Raw genomic sequence first — 15,154 nt, forward strand, 5'->3', positions numbered from 1 at the left:
CGCCACATACTGTTAACGTAATATTGCCGGGCAGACAGAATATCAATACATTATTTTGATTTACCTGTTTCTGAGTAAAAATACCTAACCAGCTAAAAATGACCTCACTATAGTAACGCAATACTGAGGTCATTTTACTGCCGCCTGTCAGTGCATCACCACACTGTGCAGATCAAGAACACCTTTCATGGCTTCCACGGTATCCCCGTCCACGCAGGTGTGTGAAAACTCATCCGTTTCACTGTCACTGCCCATTGCCACCCCGACTTTACGGTAACGCATGGTGGAGGGTTTAATTTTGGATGCGGAGCTGTGTACTTCCTGCAAACCAATGTCCAGAAATTTCTGTATATTTGCCAGTCTTACACCGGCACCCGCCATAATCAGCGGTCCCTGACTGGCTTTTTGCAACTCTTTCAGCAGCGGCAAACCCAGTTCTGCGCTCAGTTGCTGTCCGGATGTCAGGATCCGGCTGACCCCGAGGTCGGTAAGCTGTTGCAGTGCCAGTAACGGGTTAGCACACATATCAAAGGCCCTGTGGAAAGTGACTGCCATACCTCCCGCCAATTTACACAGCATCTTCATCCGTGGCAGATCCACATGTCCGTCTTCATCCAGCAGTCCGGTCACCACGCCCGGAAAACCCAGATCCCTGATCTTGGCAATGTCATTTTTCATCACAGCAAATTCAGATGCGGTATAACAAAAATCCCCGCTGCGCGGGCGGACAATCGGGTGAACAGGGATCCGCAGACGATCAATAGTTTGTTTTAACATTCCCCAACTGGGTGTCAGTCCTCCTTCTGAGGGCGCTGCACACAATTCAATCCGGTCTGCACCGGCTTTTTCCGCAGTGAGGGCACATTCCACGCTGTAGCAACAAATTTCCAGTTTAGCCATTGATTAGCCTCATTACATAGTTACGCAGGTAAATATCGGTTTAAAACGATTCAGTTATCTTGCGATACACTATTACACGCAATATAGATTAATGAATTGTTAAATATCACAAGATGCAAAATATCCGGAAGATAATCGCCCGCAAATGTCAGAATTGTCGGTCAACGCTCACTTTCTACAATTTCCTGCAACGTAAACGGATGAAATTTAATTGTTATGTTATCCCTGCTGACCGCCAGTGTCGGGTTTGGTAACCGCTCATTCTCTCCCCGCGGATGACTCTCTTTAATTATCACCCCGGACGGCAGAGGAGACGGGAGTAATGCCGCCGCGCGTTCCGTCAGTGTGTCAGGCCCGCCGGGCAGCACCAGTTCCACATGTTCCCACCCCTGATGTGCATACTGCTTACCTTTCGGAAACGGCAGTTCAATAACCGGAATGTGCCAGTGCAACAGTGCCAGAGGCTGATGCAGCAAAAACAGGTATACCGGGCGTCCGTTAATATGATTATCCGATAATACCGTTGCACACTGACGAAATCCTGCCACCCAGTGTTCTGCCAGTTCGGTATCATGTGTGCGCAGTGAGATATGGTCTGCCTTATACGCACGCAGATCCAACTGCAAATCATCAGCAAACTGCTGTAGTTTGCCGGCAAAAACCGGCAGTTCCGCCACCAGCCCGGCAAGTGCCGCAATTTGTTCTGGGCTTTTCATCATGATCCCCTGTGAGAATTTACCACCCCGGAAAGGCGCTGATGGTAGCATGAGACCCCCTTTTTATGGTATAAAACCTCCCAAATTTCCCGACAACATCCCGCCCGGACGAGCGTGTTCATCCTCCGCTGTATCCGGTGTGTCATGTTGTTTTCTATATTAAGGTAAACCGGTGAATATTCAGGCAATTCTTTCCGATAAGATCCAACAGGCTCTTATCAGCGCGGGCGCACCACTTGATTGTGATGCCATCGTTAAGCAGTCTGCCAAAGTGCAGTTTGGTGACTACCAGGCCAATGGTGTCATGGCTGCGGCGAAAAAAATGGGTATGCAGCCCCGACAGCTCGCTGAGAAAGTAGTTGAACTGCTGGATCTGAACGGTATTGCCGACAAAACAGAAATCGCCGGACCCGGATTTATCAATATTTTTCTCTCTCCGGCCTGGCTCTTAGCTCAGCTTGAGGTTGCACTGGCTGATGAAAAACTGGGTCTGACCCCTGTTGAGCCGATGACCATTGCTATCGACTACTCAGCCCCGAACGTTGCCAAACAGATGCACGTCGGTCACCTGCGCTCCACCATTATCGGTGACGCTGCGGCCCGCACCCAGGAATACCTGGGTCATAATGTGATCCGTTGTAACCACGTCGGGGACTGGGGTACGCAGTTTGGTATGCTCATCGCTTACCTGGAAAAAATGCAGAATGAAGATGCTGCGGATATGGCGCTGGCTGATCTGGAAGTTTTTTTACCGCGAAGCAAAAAAATATTACGACGAAGATGAAGACTTTGCCGTGCGCGCCCGTGGTTATGTGGTGAAATTACAGGGCGGCGATGAATATTGCCGTACTATGTGGCGCAAGCTGGTGGATATCACCATGCAGCAGAACCAGGAAACCTACAACCGTCTGAATGTCACCCTGACAGAAGATGATGTGATGGGTGAAAGTCTCTATAACGATATGCTGCCGGGCATCGTCAGTGACCTGATGGCACGCAAAATCGCGCAGGAAAGCGAAGGCGCGGTTGTCGTTTATCTTGATGAATTCAAAAATAAAGAAGGCGACCCGATGGGGGTTATTATCCGCAAGAAAGACGGCGGATACCTCTACACCACCACCGATATTGCCTGCGCAAAATACCGTCACGATGTGCTGCATGCGGATCGCGTTCTCTATTATATTGACTCCCGCCAGCACCAGCACCTGATGCAGGCGTGGACAATTGTCCGCAAAGCCGGTTATATCCCGGAGAGCATGACACTGGAACACCACATGTTCGGGATGATGCTCGGCAAAGACGGCAAGCCGTTCAAAACCCGTGCCGGCGGCACTATCCGTCTGTCTGATCTGCTGGATGAAGCGGTTGAACGCGCCGGAAAACTGATCCGTGAAAAGAACAGTGATATGGCGGAAAATGAACTGAAACAGCTGGCAGAAGTTGTCGGTATTGGTGCGGTGAAATACGCTGACCTGTCAAAAAGCCGGACCACGGACTACATTTTTGACTGGGATAACATGCTCGCCTTTGAAGGCAATACCGCGCCTTATATGCAATATGCGTATACCCGCGTGGCATCTGTCTTTAAACGTGCCGGTATTGACAGTGCCTCACTGACGCTGCCGATAATCCTCAATGATGACCGCGAGCGCCAGCTTGCTGCCCGCCTGCTGCAATTTGAGGAAACCATTACCTCTGTTGCGCGTGAAGGTATGCCGCACATGATGTGCAGCTACCTGTATGAACTGGCGTGTCTGTTCTCCGGTTTCTACGAGCACTGCCCGATTTTGGCAGCGGAAACCGAAGAACTGCGTCAGAGCCGCCTGAAACTGGCACTTCTGACCCAGAAAACCCTGAAAGCCGGATTGGATACACTGGGTATCGGTACTGTCGAGAAGATGTAATAATTCTCGCCTGAGGACAAAAACCGGTTATCTGTGATAACCGGTTTTTTTGTTTCCGTTATTAGCCGGCAACCGCCATGCCGACAGTCATATGCATGCCATAGAACAACCCTCTGCCGGTAAACTCACCAAGGAAAACCAGGACAAACGCGATCAGCATAATGATCACTGAGGGATTTCTCAATTTAGCCACAGAGATCCCCCATAACCCCAGTCCGGCGAAAATCATCACAAAACGCAGCCCGCTGAGCAACGGATAATCCGGAACCAGCTCTGACGCGCGCTGCACAGAACTGTGGATAGTTCCCAGCTCAAACCCCTGTGCGATTGCAACAATGCAACCGGCAATAGCGGCAAGCAGGCTGATCAGTACCAGAATACGGCAACCGGTAAGGTCAGACCCGGCTGAGCGCAGCAGCAATGCAGCCAGTACAGGCCCGGCTATCAGACTGGTCAGAATAAACTGAAGGCTGGTATAGTGATTAAACCAGGTCGGGACGGTTTCAATCTGATACACCCGGGAAATTGCGTAAATAAAGATAACGGCCAGAACGGATACCAGAAGAAGAAACGGCTTATCCGCCGCACGCGGTAATTTTTTCAGCGCACTGAGCAGCCAGTAAAAACCACCGGCGGCAAAAAATACCGAGCCGCTGACAATCTCATTACTCAACGCGGAATGCCCGAAACGGAGCATTGAATTAAACGCCCGCAGTGGTGAACCCATGTGCATCATAGATAACATGAAGCCAACACCCATCAGCGCCCATAATCCGAACATACTCAGTGTAATTTTATAGCGTTGCCCTTGCGGCATGGCACTGCATAACAGCACCGCCGTCATCAGGATAAACGCCCCTGCCACACTCTGCCCGATAACCGTAAAAAACATCAGCGGCCATTCATGTAATCCTGCCCCCATTTACACTTCCTCCGGATTCGCCAGGTAACCTGTGGTATCTCCGACAGGACGGCAATTTGCATTTAAATTAAGGATGATATTTGGTTTGGTATAGTGTGCCGCCGGTAACGGTGCAACTTCATTGATAGTGCCGTATTTTGCGCGCAGCTCCTCAACGGGTCCGAAATCCAGTGCACGTAACGGACAGGATTCTACGCAAATCGGTTTCAGTCCTTCTGCCACCCGTTCATAACAACCATCACATTTAGTCATGTGACCTTTAACTTCATCAAACTGCGGCGCACTGTACGGACACGCCATATGACAGTAGCGGCAGCCAATGCAAATATCCTCATCCACCACGACAAACCCGTCTTCACGTTTATGCATCGCACCGCTCGGACACACTTTGGTACAGGCCGGATCTTCACAGTGATTGCAGGATATGGACAAATAGTATGAAAAAACATTCTGATGCCAGGCACCATCCTGCTCTGTCCAGTCACCACCCGCGTATTCATAGATGCGGCGGAAATGCACACCGGCGGATAAATTTTTAAAGTCTTTACAGGCTAATTCGCAGGTTTTGCAGCCCGTACAGCGATTTGTATCAATATAAAAACCATATTGCTGAGACATCACGGGCTCCTTACAGTTTGGCGATTTCAACTAAGTTAGTATGCTGCGGGTTCCCTTTCGCCAGCGGCGAAGGACGCTGGGTTGTCAGAACATTAATACTGCCGCCTTTATCAATTTTATCGCCGAACATATCCGCATCCAGCCAGGCGCCCTGTCCCATTGCCGTCACACCGGGAATAATCCGCGGCGTGACTTTTGCCGCAATATGCACTTCACCACGGTCATTAAAGACCCTGACCATATCACCCTGCTTAATATTCCGCTTTTTGGCATCAATCGGGTTAATCCAGATTTCCTGACGACAGGCCTGCTTCAGCACATCAATGTTGCCGTAACTGGAGTGTGTGCGGGCTTTGTAATGGAAACCAGTCATCTGTAACGGGTATTTTTCATTCAATTTATCGCTGTAGCCTTCAAAACCTGCCGCATACACCGGCAGCGGATCGATAACATCATCTTCTGCCAGCTCCCAGGTTTCAGAAATCTCAGCCAGACGTTCCGAATAAATCTCAATCTTACCGGACGGCGTATTCAACGGATTAGCCTGCGGATCATCACGGAAAGCCTTATAGCCGATTACATGCTCATCCGGACATTTATGTTTGAAAATACCGGTGGTTTTCAGTTCTTCGTACTCCGGCATATCCGGGAAGCGCTCACGGCTTTTTTCACACAGGTATTTCACCCATTCGTGTTGTGTCCGGCCTTCAGTAAAACGCTGCTCAACATCCGGCCCCAGGCGTTTTGCAATTTCAGAGAGGATTTCATAGATAGGTTTGCGTTCAAATTTTGGCGTAGTCGCAGGCTGACCCAGGATCATGTAAGACATATTCCCGGCTGACTCACTCGGAATAAGATCTTCCTGCTCAGTCGGCATCAAATCAGGCAGCAGAATGTCACAATATTTGGCTGAGGCTGTCATAAAATGATCAATACCCACAATCATTTCACACTTGCTGTCATCCTGAAGGATTTCATGAGTCCGTGCGATATCACCATGCTGATTTATCAGGGTATTACTGGCATAACACCATAAAAATTTGACAGGAACATCCAGTTTATCTTTCCCTTTAATACCATCGCGGATAGCGGTCATTTCAGCACCACGCTCAATGGCATCCGTCCAGGTAAACACAGAAATCTGGGTTTTAACCGGATTATCCAACATAGGGAACCATTCAACACCTGAATCATAAGTCCCTTCACGGCAACCTGAATTTCCACCGCTGATGCCGACATTACCGGTGATAATCGCCAGCATGGCAATCGCACGAACCGTTTGTTCCCCGTTCGCATGACGCTGCGGCCCCCAACCCTGAACAATACAGGCCGGTTTTGCCTGACCTATTTCGCGTGCCAGCTTAATGATTTTATCCGTCGGGACGCCGGTGATTTTTGAGGCCCATGCCGGTGTTTTTGCTATTGCGTCTTTGCCATCACCCAGGATATAGGCTTTATAATGACCGTTACGCGGGGCGGAGGCCGGTAAGGTTTTTTCATCGTAACCTACACAGTATTTATCCACGAAGGCCTGATCAACCATACCTTCTGTAATAATAACGTAGGCAAGTGCTGCTGCCAGAGCACCATCAGTCCCCGGACGCACAGGCAGCCATTCATCTTCACGACCTGATGCAGTATCGTTATAACGCGGATCAATAATAATCATGCGGGCATTTGAGCGTTCCCGCGCCTGCTCCACATAATAAGTCACACCGCCGCCGCTCATACGGGTTTCTGCCGGGTTATTACCAAACATCACCACCAGTTTAGTGTTGGCAATATCATCCGGACTGTTGGCTTCCTGACCGCCGTACAAATAATTCATACCTGCACGGATTTGGGCGGTACTGTAACTGCCGTAACGGCTGAGAAAACCGCCGCAGGCATTCATCAGGCGATAAGGTACGTTGGAGTTGGTAATATTGCCGCCATCCACACCAGTGCCGTACAATACATGTACCGCTTCATTACCGTAATTTTTCAGTACATCACGCAGACTGTCCCCGACTGTATCCAGCGCTTCCTGCCAGCTTATCCGTTCAAATTTACCTTCGCCCCGCTTACCTGTCCGTTTCATCGGATATTTTAATCTGTCCGGATGATTCATCCGGCGGCGGATAGAGCGCCCGCGTAAACAGGCGCGCACCTGATGATTACCGTATTCATCGTTACCTGTATTGTCAGACTCAACCCAATATACTTCATCATCACGGACATGCAGGCGCAGCAGACAGCGACTGCCGCAGTTTACTGTACAGGAGCTCCAGACGGCTTTTTCTTCAGGTGATGATTTTGATTGTGCTGCCAGTGCCACGTTGGTGAATGGCAGTGAAATACCACCGGCTGCGGCAAGTAAGCCACCTGTGGCACCTGCCTTTATGACATTGCGTCGCGATACATTGCTCTTTAATACGTTATTTTTAATATTCATAGGTATTATCCGCTATTCCCATACAAAGGATATGGGTTATCACGGTTATCCTATCGGCGAATACCCCTGTTATATTTGCGGAATATCAAAAAATGACGACAAATGCAGTTACCCACATAAAATAAACAATAAACCAACATGATATTATTTATGTTGTTGAAATTTAATGTTAAATATTTATTTTGTAAGTCGTCATTGTTGTAATTATGTTTTATTTTTGATGTTTTTATGGCCTTTTTTATTAATTAAAGAAAATTATTCTCTTTTATTTATCTCAAACGCTATCCGGCGAAAAATTATTCCAGATATCGCGTAAAATAATATTTATTTTCTACTGTGATTTTTTATTCTTTATTTAAATAAAAACTCAGCAGCAAGAACAGGTTATTATAATAATACAATGCACCCCTGCTGCTTTAATTGCCCGACAACAGACGGAACGACTGAAAATGAATTCCAGCGTAAATCCAATTTTCTCAGGTGAGGCAGATTCACCAGGCTGTCCGGCAGCGTACTCAGCTGATTCGCCCGTAAATCCAGGTGAGTCAGTGATGATAATCCGCTGAGATCGGCCGGTAATACCGTTAATGCGTTGAAACGAAGATTAAGTGTCGTTAAATTATTCAGTGCGCTGATCCGTGGTGTAATGTAACTGACTTTATTATTGTTCAGATCGAGTATTTCCAGCGCAGACAGCGCGGCAATATCATCCGGTATTGATGTCACTGCATTATTCATCAGGTGAATTTCACGCGCCTTTTTCAGTCCGCTGACAGAAGCAGATATATCTTTTATCTGATTGTTATATAACCGGATTTCAATCAATTCTGACATCGCTGAAAACCACCTCGGCAGCACCGTCAGTTTGTTGTCGGTGGCATTGAAATAGGTCAGTTTATGCAGCCCGGAAAAGTCAGCCGGTAATGCAGAAAAACCATTCTCACTCAGATACAAAAATCGTAATTCAGTCAGCGCACCAATTTCAGGTGCAACATCTGTGATATGGTTATGCCCCAAATCCAGCATTTCACAGCGGGTAGCTGCGCAATTTGTGCAGGTATCTGCGTTATCTGATTACAGGACAGATTCAGCACCCGCAGATGATGATTCAGACATATCCCTGCCGGAAACTCACTGAGCTGGTTATTATACGCGCTGAGTACCCGCAAGGTATAAGGGGGAGTAATAAAGGCATCGATTGACAGGTGTCCGCCATTATCAAGGTTCAGTTCAGTATCAGAAATAGCATGTTGGTGCAGCATCAGGGAAGATCTCCGGCGTCAGCAGGTACAGATTAATTTTCTGCATCATGGTAACACTGTTGTTGCCCGGTTATGTTATTTTGACATCCCTCTCCTCCGACAGCCGGTGTTATCCTCCGCCAGTCAAATAACAGGAGAGCTTATGAGTGACGATAAAATATATTTTTCTGATGTAAAAATCAGCGGTGATATTGAGTTGACCACGGCGGCGGATAAATCAGTATATGGTTTGACCGGTGATAATAATGCTGATACCAGCGCGCTGTTAACCAGTTTATTCCAACTGCGTTATTTTTCTAACCGGGTTATTTATAATCAGCCGCGTACTGATGATATTCATCTGACGTTTAAACATTGTACTGAATATTCACCGGTTGCACGGCAATTACACACCGACAATTATATTATCGCTGCCGGTGATATCAAAAGTCGCTTTTTACCCTTTGTGCATGACGAAGCTGTAGTGTATCTCGCGCCTCCGGATGATGGCATGTCTGTAACGATGAGAGACCCTGACCCGGATACTCAGATGCATTTATCACAACATTACGGCAATATGTCAGATCCGGGATTTATCTCCATGCCTATCTTAATTAATCGTATCAAAGACGGCTACAGTGAATTTACCGATAGCGAAAACCTGGCTGAGGTAGACGGTACGGTGTTTATCTGCATGCTGGAAGAACACCTGAATACAGAATGGCTGGAACATTGTATGTCATTACTGCAAGCCGTTTTCCCGAACACTATTTTTTATCTCACCACACAGTCACCGGTTGTATTATCACAGCTGGAGGACGGTGAGGCATACTGCTTATTCCGTGATACGGATAATGTTATCCGTACGCAAAAAACGGTATAGGGAGCCCCCGCTTATTCCGGCGGTATCCTGACCGGACACAGGGTATGAGTCATCGGGAAATTGCCGGAATAACCTCCTGATAATAATTAAATAGGATTTTTTATTGGAATCCCCCGATTCGGGTTACGGAAAAATGCCACTTAACTCACATTTATACGTGCCGTTATTTTTCGGGGAGATGACCATCACGCTTGCTTATTAAAAAATCAATAAAAACTCTGAGACGTAAAGGCATAAGTTTGTTACCCGGATACAAAATCGTATAAGGCCTGGTCGCACCACTGTAATCCTTTAATACTTCCACCAGGCGACCGGCTTTGATGTCCTCTTCGGCAAATAAGCGGTAGGATTGAAACAGCCCTGCTCCGTTAACAGCCAATGTGACTCCTGCCACCAAGTCTTCACTGCATCGGAAACTCCCTTTAGTATTGACCTCGCACAGGCCGTCGGCGGTATTGAAAATCCAGGGTATATTTATTCCGGTACTGGGCAATTTAAATTGAATGCAATCATGATATGCAAGATCTTCTAATACCCGTGGGATTGGGCGGGAAGATAAATACTCAGGGGACGCGATAGTGATTAAATCCAGATCCTCAAAGTGCCTCGCAATTAATGATGAGTCTGGTTGCTGTCGTACTCTGATACTTATATCGTAACCTTCGCCAATAAAATCAACATTACGATTGCTCAGGTTTACGTCAAATAAAACATCCGGATATAAAGCCTTAAACTCGGTTAGTAACGGAAATATCCTGATATGACCATAAGTAACAGGCAGACTGATGCGTATTAATCCAGCGGGCTTATTTTGTCTTCCCATTACGGACTGTTCCGCATCAATTAATTGAGCGAGTGCGTGACTGCACTGTTCAAAATACTGTTGCCCGGCATCGGTCAGGTTTACACGCCGGGTAGTGCGTGAAAATAGTTTTACCCCCATCCGGCTCTCCAGTCGTCCGATTGAACGACTCACAGCTGTTGGCGTTACGCCAGCTTCAGCCGCAGCAATTGTAAAGCTTTTGTGCTCAGCAGCCAGACAGAACAGCTCGATGCTACCTATTTGCATATCATTAAAATGTCTTTTCATTTATTACACCGTGTAATCATTGATGTTACATAAGTGCTATTTTTCTTACCCAATGTACTAAATATACTTAGCTTATTCCAGCCGCAGTAGCACGGCTCAGTCACAATACGTTTTATATAACGATTGGAGAAAAAAATGCACGGAAACAAAGTTGCTATTGTAACAGGCGCATCTCAGGGTATAGGCAAATCAATAGTCACCGCATATCTCAATAAAGGGTATTCCGTCGTGGCGACATCCAGAAGTATTGAGCCACATGACAGTGACAATTTAATTACTATCCCGGGCGATATTTCTTCAGCAGAAACCGTTGACCGTGTAATTGATGCCACATTAAAGAAATTCCGACGAATTGACACTTTAGTTAATAATGCTGGTGTATTTTTGACAAAACCATTTACAGAGTTTAATAGCGATGACTGGAATAAAAATATATCAACAAATCTCGGTGGTTTCTTTTACATCACTCAACGGACAATTGATCAAATGAAACAACAACGCGGCGGTCATGTTATACAGATAACGACCAGCCTGGTGGATCAGCCAATTAAAGGGGTTCCGAGTGTATTAGCGTCTCTGACCAAAGGTGGATTAAATGCAGCAACCCGATCTTTAGCTATTGAGTATGCTGATACCGGTATTCGTGTTAATGCCGTTTCTCCCGGGATTATCAGAACGCCAATGCATCAGCAGGAAACTCATGATTTTTTCAATGCCCTGCACCCAATCGGCCGGATGGGTGAAATTGAAGATATTGTAAATGCAATTATTTTTTTAGAGGATTCTCCGTATATCACGGGTGAAATCCTGCATGTTGATGGCGGACAATCCGCTGGCAGATGGTAATAGATATCAGTTAACAAAGAGCAGGAGCCAGAATTAATCAGATAACTCTCCGCAATTAACGCTACCAACATAAATGAAGTAAGTACTGATAATTGGATTATACCCTTATCCATTCAAGCTACAGGTTCGTTGGCTGCACTCAGCCAGCCTGCATCTTGAATGACATCGGGTATAATCTGCCATATCACAAATAGTGTTAATTTAACCAGCCTGTTTTTTCAGCCTTTTTGCTTTGGCCGCCTGCAATTGCATGGCAATTAACAGTAAGACTACCAGCACGACTGACAAGATTAATAACAGGGAATAGAAGCCGTTCCACTGGTAATTTTCAATCACTTTTGACAGCGGATATCCGGCAACAGATGCCCCGATATACGCAAATAAGCTGACAAATCCGGTAGATGCACCGGAAGCATATTTATGAGAGTTTTCAGCTGCCGCCATCGCGATTAAAAATTGTGGTCCGAAAATAAAGAAACCGGTCATAAAGAAAAGTGCGGAGAAAACGTATTTATTGTCAATCGGTACCGCCCATAAACACAGAGCGGAAATAACGATCCCGAGTGTATAAATAACGTTCATCTGCGAGCGGTTGCCTTTAAATATTAAGTCAGAGCCCCAACCGGCAATAATCGCACCAAAGAAACCGCCGATTTCAAACATCATCACGGTGGCATTGGCGGTTAATAAGTCATAATGGTGCGTTTCAATAAGATATAAGTTACCCCAGTCGTTGATGCCGGTACGGATGATATAAATCACCGCATAAGAGAGCGCCAATACCCAGATTATCTTATTTTTGAAGATATATTCTTTCAGGATTGTCCAGCGGGACAGCCCCATACCTTGTTCTTCGTGCGCTATTTCCACCTGGTCGTCACGCCATTCACCAACAGTCGGCAAGCCCATAGAGCGCGGGCGGTCACGCAGGAAAATACAGAGAAACACCCCGACAATAATGGCAATAATACCGGGGATTATCATTCCGTAACGCCAGCCCAGCCACAGTGCCACACTCCCTGACAAAATAGGGATAATCGCCCCGCCGATATTATGAGAGGTATTCCAGATAGACCACCAGAAGCCGCGTTCATTACGTGAATACCAGGTATTCAGTATTTTAGAGCACGGCGGCCATCCCCAACCCTGGAAAAACGCATTAACCATCCATAATGCAATAAATAACGGAATTGATGAGGTTAAGCCAAACAGAATATTTACCACACCGGTCATAATCAGACCCATTCCCATAAACCAGCGCGGATTAGAGCGGTCACCGATAATACCGGAGAGAAACTTTGATGCACCGTACGTTAAATAGAATGCAGTTCCCACCATCCCGATATCACCTTTGGTGATCCCGAGATCTGCCAGCATTTCCGGCATCACAAAGTTAAAGCTTTTCCGGGTGAAATAAAATACGGCATAACCGATATAACTCACGATCATCAAATGTAAACGCCAGTAGCGATATGTTTTGTCAATCTCGGGTTTACTCATGGTAACCGGTTTGTCCGGTGATTCAGAAAATAGTGCCATCACGTTCTCCGCGTTGTAATTATAAGTAATAATACTGTTTGTATATAAATATCATTCTGTTTCACAACAGAGCGGACTGTTTTATTACAGAGGGATAAATAAAGACGTGATGGTATTCAAGCTACAGTGTAAACGTGGTTATTCACCTGAATAATGCCGGGGTTCAGTGAAATATGATTTTTCTTTATTATGAGTCAACACTGACCCATCCCGGATAATTATATTATTATTCCCGTAATGATATGATGATTATCTGTCAGAGTTGCATTTGACGATGCTTTTTCTGATATTTCAGCGGAATAATTCCACTTCGCTAGCTGAATCGATAAACCTAAAAATGCAGTTTTATTTAATTACTTTAAAATCAAAACGATAGTGAAGAACAATCTAAAATCAATTAATTAGTAACATTAATATATTAATATTTGTGCCGCCGGATCAAAAAAACCGGCTCCTGTTATCAGGTGCCGGTTTCCGGTTTGATTAATATGATTTAATCAGGCTTATAAGCCGCGCTGTGCAAAGTCCCGCAAACGAAAGCCCAGTGCATAAAGTGCCGCAAAATACGCTGTTGCACCTGCTATCACCACACCTATCAGGCGCAGCATACGCAGTGTCATGCCGTCCTGCGACCACTCCGGCAGCACATACAACATCCCCAGCAGAACTACGACCATAAACAGCATCGCGATAACCAGTTTCAGGAAGAATTTTCCCCAGCCCGGCAAGGGTGTAAAGATATTTTGCTTGCGCAGTTGCCAGTACAGTAAAGAGGCATTAAAGCAGGCCCCGATCCCGATAGACAGCGCCAGACCGGCATGTTTAAACGGTCCGATAAACACCAGGTTCATCAGTTGGGTCAGGATCAGGGTTGCAATAGCAATTTTTACCGGTGTTTTAATGTTCTGGCGGGAATAGAAGCCCGGCGCCAGCACTTTAATCATAATCATGCCCATCAGCCCAACACAATATGCCATCAGCGCCTGCTGCGTCATCAGTGCATCAAAACTGGTGAAATTTTTGTACTGGAACAGGCTGACAGTCAGTGCCTCTGCCAGAATTGCCAGCGCCACCGCACACGGCAGAGCCAGCAGGAAACACAGTCGCAACCCCCAGTCCATCAGCTTGCGGTACTCTGTGGTATCCCCTTTGGTAAAACTTTTCGCCAGTGACGGCAGCAAAATGGTACCCAGTGCCACACCCAGCACACCGGACGGCAGCTCCATCAGGCGATCGGCGTAATACATCCAGGAGACAGAGCCGGAGACCAGGAATGAGGCAAAAATCGTGTTGATAATCAGGGAAATCTGACTGACTGACACCCCGAGAATAGCCGGTCCCATCAGTCTCATCACCCGCCAGACACCGCTGTTGCGAAATGAGATCCGCGGTAACACCAGCATACCGATTTTTTTCAGATGCGGAAGCTGATAAGCAATCTGTAATACGCCGCCAACCAGTACCGCCCACGCCATCGCCATAATCGGCGGGTTAAAATACGGCGCGGCAAACAGGGCAAAACCTATCATACTGACGTTAAGCAGCGTCGGCGCAAATGCCGGAACAGAAAACCGGTTCCAGGTGTTAAGGATCCCGCCAGCCAGTGAGGCAATAGAAATCAGAAAAATATAGGGAAAAGTTACCTTCAGCAAATCCGTCGTCAGGACAAATTTATCCTGATCATCAACAAAACCGGGGGCGGTGACATAAATAATCCACGGCGCGGTGAATATACCGATAACCGTCACTATCGCCAGGATCAGTGTCAGCATCCCGGAGACATAGGCGATAAAGGTTCGTGTCGCCTCTTCACCCTCCTGCGTTTTGTATTCCGATAGAATCGGTACAAATGCCTGGGAGAATGCCCCCTCAGCAAAAATACGTCGTAACAGATTTGGCAGTTTAAAGGCGACAAAGAAGGCATCGGCGGCCATCGACGCCCCGAAAATCCGGGCAATAATTGCATCGCGGATAAAGCCGAGTACACGCGAGAACATCGTCATCGAGCTTACTGCGGCGAGAGATTTCAATAAATTCATGCTGAATATGCTGGTCAGATAA

Annotated in this window: 12 protein-coding genes and 1 pseudogene; 3 read left to right on the forward strand and 10 right to left on the reverse strand. The window is 46.7% G+C overall.

Annotation, left to right across the window (positions count from 1 at the left end; all coding sequences use genetic code 11):
* Nucleotides 1-147: 147 nt before the first annotated feature.
* Together cutC and AYY17_RS00805 are read right to left on the reverse strand one after the other, a co-directional pair.
* On the reverse strand, nucleotides 148-900 hold the full coding sequence (gene cutC / locus AYY17_RS00800; protein WP_067420510.1) for a copper homeostasis protein CutC: 753 nt from the start codon (nucleotides 898-900) through the stop codon (nucleotides 148-150).
* 161 nt (nucleotides 901-1,061) lie between these two features.
* Nucleotides 1,062-1,616, reverse strand: coding sequence for a VOC family protein (locus tag AYY17_RS00805; RefSeq protein ID WP_067420512.1), 555 nt, complete (start codon nucleotides 1,614-1,616; stop codon nucleotides 1,062-1,064).
* 172 nt (nucleotides 1,617-1,788) lie between these two features.
* Here AYY17_RS00805 and argS point away from each other — a divergent pair.
* Nucleotides 1,789-3,520 (forward strand): annotated as a pseudogene (gene argS, locus AYY17_RS00810) (arginine--tRNA ligase).
* A 61-nt stretch (nucleotides 3,521-3,581) separates the two neighbouring features.
* Here argS and AYY17_RS00815 read toward each other — a convergent pair.
* From AYY17_RS00815 to AYY17_RS21975, 5 genes are all read right to left on the reverse strand, one after another.
* Nucleotides 3,582-4,442: a DmsC/YnfH family molybdoenzyme membrane anchor subunit gene (locus AYY17_RS00815; RefSeq protein ID WP_067420513.1), complete on the reverse strand. Its 861-nt coding sequence runs from the start codon at nucleotides 4,440-4,442 to the stop codon at nucleotides 3,582-3,584.
* Complete coding sequence (locus AYY17_RS00820) at nucleotides 4,443-5,060, reverse strand: DMSO/selenate family reductase complex B subunit (protein WP_067420515.1); 618 nt, start codon at nucleotides 5,058-5,060, stop codon at nucleotides 4,443-4,445.
* Between the two features lie 10 nt (nucleotides 5,061-5,070).
* On the reverse strand, nucleotides 5,071-7,494 hold the full coding sequence (gene ynfF, locus AYY17_RS00825) for a selenate/tellurate reductase subunit YnfF (RefSeq protein ID WP_067420517.1): 2,424 nt from the start codon (nucleotides 7,492-7,494) through the stop codon (nucleotides 5,071-5,073).
* A 387-nt stretch (nucleotides 7,495-7,881) separates the two neighbouring features.
* The gene (locus tag AYY17_RS00830) at nucleotides 7,882-8,520 is read right to left on the reverse strand and encodes a leucine-rich repeat domain-containing protein (protein WP_235845225.1); all 639 of its coding nucleotides are present in this window, start codon (nucleotides 8,518-8,520) and stop codon (nucleotides 7,882-7,884) included.
* A complete protein-coding gene (locus AYY17_RS21975) occupies nucleotides 8,463-8,756 on the reverse strand; it encodes a leucine-rich repeat domain-containing protein (protein ID WP_235845226.1) in 294 nt (97 codons plus the stop codon). The genes AYY17_RS00830 and AYY17_RS21975 overlap by 58 nt, the downstream gene beginning before the upstream one ends.
* Before the next feature lie 142 nt (nucleotides 8,757-8,898).
* On the opposite strand from AYY17_RS21975, the gene AYY17_RS00835 reads away from it, so the two are divergent.
* Nucleotides 8,899-9,618, forward strand: coding sequence for a hypothetical protein (locus AYY17_RS00835; RefSeq protein WP_067420519.1), 720 nt, complete (start codon nucleotides 8,899-8,901; stop codon nucleotides 9,616-9,618).
* Nucleotides 9,619-9,781: 163 nt separating this feature from the next.
* Here AYY17_RS00835 and AYY17_RS00840 read toward each other — a convergent pair whose 3' ends face one another.
* Nucleotides 9,782-10,708: a LysR family transcriptional regulator gene (locus AYY17_RS00840; protein ID WP_067420521.1), complete on the reverse strand. Its 927-nt coding sequence runs from the start codon at nucleotides 10,706-10,708 to the stop codon at nucleotides 9,782-9,784.
* Nucleotides 10,709-10,843: 135 nt separating this feature from the next.
* Here AYY17_RS00840 and AYY17_RS00845 point away from each other — a divergent pair, with 135 nt between their 5' ends.
* Complete coding sequence (locus AYY17_RS00845; RefSeq protein WP_067420523.1) at nucleotides 10,844-11,554, forward strand: SDR family NAD(P)-dependent oxidoreductase; 711 nt, start codon at nucleotides 10,844-10,846, stop codon at nucleotides 11,552-11,554.
* Nucleotides 11,555-11,755: 201 nt separating this feature from the next.
* On the opposite strand, the gene uhpC is transcribed toward AYY17_RS00845, so the two are convergent.
* Together uhpC and murJ are read right to left on the reverse strand one after the other, a co-directional pair.
* Entirely contained in the window at nucleotides 11,756-13,093 is a 1,338-nt protein-coding gene (gene uhpC / locus AYY17_RS00850) for an MFS transporter family glucose-6-phosphate receptor UhpC (RefSeq protein WP_067420525.1), read from the reverse strand.
* A gap of 503 nt (nucleotides 13,094-13,596) precedes the next feature.
* Nucleotides 13,597-15,132 carry a murein biosynthesis integral membrane protein MurJ gene (murJ, locus tag AYY17_RS00855; protein WP_067420527.1) on the reverse strand — a complete coding sequence of 512 codons (1,536 nt, stop codon included), beginning with the start codon at nucleotides 15,130-15,132 and terminating at the stop codon, nucleotides 13,597-13,599.
* Nucleotides 15,133-15,154: the final 22 nt, after the last annotated feature.

The organism is Morganella psychrotolerans (assembly GCF_001676055.1).
Lineage (GTDB): Bacteria > Pseudomonadota > Gammaproteobacteria > Enterobacterales > Enterobacteriaceae > Morganella > Morganella psychrotolerans_B.

What these genes read in the sequence shown, in the direction of transcription:
- uhpC (WP_067420525.1), bottom strand. Translation starts at nt 13,093, where the DNA reads ATGGCACTATTTTCTGAATCACCGGACAAACCGGTTACCATGAGTAAA.
- AYY17_RS00805 (WP_067420512.1), bottom strand. Translation starts at nt 1,616, where the DNA reads ATGAAAAGCCCAGAACAAATTGCGGCACTTGCCGGGCTGGTGGCGGAA.
- AYY17_RS00835 (WP_067420519.1), top strand. Translation starts at nt 8,899, where the DNA reads ATGAGTGACGATAAAATATATTTTTCTGATGTAAAAATCAGCGGTGAT.
- cutC (WP_067420510.1), bottom strand. Translation starts at nt 900, where the DNA reads ATGGCTAAACTGGAAATTTGTTGCTACAGCGTGGAATGTGCCCTCACT.
- ynfF (WP_067420517.1), bottom strand. Translation starts at nt 7,494, where the DNA reads ATGAATATTAAAAATAACGTATTAAAGAGCAATGTATCGCGACGCAAT.
- murJ (WP_067420527.1), bottom strand. Translation starts at nt 15,132, where the DNA reads ATGAATTTATTGAAATCTCTCGCCGCAGTAAGCTCGATGACGATGTTC.
- AYY17_RS00840 (WP_067420521.1), bottom strand. Translation starts at nt 10,708, where the DNA reads ATGAAAAGACATTTTAATGATATGCAAATAGGTAGCATCGAGCTGTTC.
- AYY17_RS00820 (WP_067420515.1), bottom strand. Translation starts at nt 5,060, where the DNA reads ATGTCTCAGCAATATGGTTTTTATATTGATACAAATCGCTGTACGGGC.
- AYY17_RS21975 (WP_235845226.1), bottom strand. Translation starts at nt 8,756, where the DNA reads ATGCTGCACCAACATGCTATTTCTGATACTGAACTGAACCTTGATAAT.
- AYY17_RS00815 (WP_067420513.1), bottom strand. Translation starts at nt 4,442, where the DNA reads ATGGGGGCAGGATTACATGAATGGCCGCTGATGTTTTTTACGGTTATC.
- AYY17_RS00845 (WP_067420523.1), top strand. Translation starts at nt 10,844, where the DNA reads ATGCACGGAAACAAAGTTGCTATTGTAACAGGCGCATCTCAGGGTATA.
- AYY17_RS00830 (WP_235845225.1), bottom strand. Translation starts at nt 8,520, where the DNA reads ATGCTGGATTTGGGGCATAACCATATCACAGATGTTGCACCTGAAATT.